This window comes from Streptomyces sp. NPDC060205 (assembly GCF_042728395.1).
Lineage (GTDB): Bacteria > Actinomycetota > Actinomycetes > Streptomycetales > Streptomycetaceae > Streptomyces.
The window spans coordinates 1-2197 of sequence record NZ_JBHWZP010000602.1; the positions used below are offsets into that span (position 1 = coordinate 1).

Annotated in this window: 3 protein-coding genes; all 3 read right to left on the minus strand. The window is 61.2% G+C overall.

Annotated elements, in window-relative coordinates; genetic code table 11:
* Window positions 1–302: 302 nt before the first annotated feature.
* Window positions 303–518, minus strand: coding sequence for an MbeD family mobilization/exclusion protein (locus ACFWGJ_RS43385; protein WP_044704874.1), 216 nt, complete (start codon window positions 516–518; stop codon window positions 303–305).
* Window positions 519–524: 6 nt separating this feature from the next.
* Entirely contained in the window at window positions 525–1016 is a 492-nt protein-coding gene (locus ACFWGJ_RS43390) for an MbeB family mobilization protein (RefSeq protein WP_063844470.1), read from the minus strand.
* 677 nt (window positions 1017–1693) lie between these two features.
* A complete protein-coding gene (locus ACFWGJ_RS43395; protein ID WP_044704870.1) occupies window positions 1694–2038 on the minus strand; it encodes a MobC family plasmid mobilization relaxosome protein in 345 nt (114 codons plus the stop codon).
* Window positions 2039–2197: the final 159 nt, after the last annotated feature.

The following is a 2197-nucleotide window of genomic DNA, read 5'->3' on the forward strand; positions in this document are numbered from 1 at the left end:
GAGAAGAGGAGCAACGCGATCTAGCTATCGCGGCCGCGATCAAGCAGGTGCGACAGACGTCATACTAGATATCAAGCGACTTCTCCTATCCCCTGGGAACACATCAATCTTACCGGAGAATATCGTTGGCCAAAGCCTTAGCGTAGGATTTCGCCCTCTCCCGCAAACGACCCCTTCTTGGGGTTTATCACGGGCCGGCATCCGTCAGCCCAGCGTCGGTCCTTTGTAGGTTTTCTGCGGCTGGCGCTCCAGCTCCAGTGTTTTCTGATACTCATTCTCCCCCTGCCGGAACTCGGTGGCATTCAGTTCCCGGACAAGCGGCGCAGCTGCTCGCTTAAACTCAGCACCTGCGTGCTCAAGTCCGACACGCGCTCGTTCAGCACCGCGTTCTCCCGTTGCATAAGCCCAGACATCTTCTGCCATTCCGCGAAGGCGCTCTCCCATTCGTCCAGCCTTTGCGAGTAGTCCTGATGTAGCTGCTCTAATGCGGTCAGCAACTGCTTTTCCAGCTCTGTCATTTTCCGCTACTCCTGTTTCAGGCGGATCCAGGTCGTCCCGTCGTAGGGGATGGCTTCGGCTTGCATCCCCGGCGGCAGGATAAGGAACCTCCGGCCGTCGCTGCTCTCCTGATAGCGCACTCCCCACGTCCGGGCAGTCATTTTCGCCAGGGTATCTTCCTGCTGACGAAGATGTGTGTAATTGTCGGTTATCTGCTGCCCCTGCCACCACAGAATGCTCCCGCTCGTGGCGATCAGCAGCGCTGACACCATCAGGATGGTGAGCCATGCCCTCCCGGCTGTCAGCAGCACGCTCCGCCGGTTTTTCTCCATCGCCTCGCTCATACTCTGTTCGTGGGCGCTGATGGCGTCGCTGATTCTCCTCGCGCTTGCGCTCAGTTCCGCTCTGACAGACTGCTCGTGCTCGCTGAATGCGGCTTTCAGCATCTCGCCGGTACTCTGCTGCTGCGCTTTCGATTTCTGCTCCAAGTCCTTCGCCAGCGTTAAAAGACTGCTCATAGATGGCTCCCTTCAGTCGGATGTTTCGCCCCCCGTCCGGGTCGGCAATGCTGATGCTGCTTTTCGTGCTGCGCACCACCTCAAAACCTGCGCTTTCCAGCGCCTCAGTGACGTCCTGACGGGTTTTCAGCTCCCCGGATGAGGCAAGGGCAAGCAGGCCGCGCGTAATCGCCTGGGCAGCTTCCTGCTTCGCTTCCGGCAGCGCGGACGGCGTGACCAGCGCCCGCCGGTTTTCCGGCGCGTTCGGGTCGTGCAGCCCCAGCCGGCCGTTGACCACCGTCTGCCAGGCATCGATGCGCGGCCGGTCGGCGCGGTCGTAGTACGGCTGGAGCCGCCTGCCGGTCAGCAGCTCGGTATTGGGGATCAGAAAGTTCAGCTCCAGACGCCCCTTGTCCGCGTGCTCCACCCACAGAATGCTGTACTGATCTTTATCGAGGCCGGGCATCAGAACACGCTCGAAGCTGGCCATCAGTTTTTCCCGCTGGCCGGGAGGCAGATCTGCCTCCGCAAACGACAGTACGCCGGAGGTGTATTTCTTCACGTAAGGCGACACATCAATCAGCTCCCGGACTTCTTCCGGCTTGCCCTGCAGGACGGTGGCGCCTTCACGCTGCCGGTCTTTACCCAGCAAATAGTCCACCGGCCCGGCGCCACCGCCGCGACCGCGCGGATGAAATTTAATGATCATCGTCCGTTCCTTTCTCAAGAACGGCGTGCCGCAGCTGCTCAAGGCCGGCATCGATTGCCATCAGCGCCGCCACAATCTGCACCCTGTCATGGCCGGTACCGCCGCCGGCGTTAACGCGGCGGGCTATCTGGTTCAGGTTGTTGCCCATGCCGGCAAGCTGGCGCAGCAGCGCCGGCGAGATCGAGGGTAGCTTTCCGGTACGCGCAGGCTTTTCATCAAGACAGGTCTGCCGCATCCACGCCGCCAGCTGCCTGCCGTCACAGCGTTCGAGCAGCCGCCGGTGCTCGTCCTCCGTCACCCACATGGTGAGCATCTTGTTCCGTTTCTCTGACAAACCGGTCTCCTGATAACGCCGGGACGGGCGGGAAAGCCTTTCCCGGTCGGCGCGGGGTTGGACAAGCCGCAGGCGCGTCAGGCTTTTGGCGGGTTTCGGGGCGCAGCCCTGAACCAGTCACGTAGCGCTAGCGGAGTGTATACTGGCTTACTATGGTGG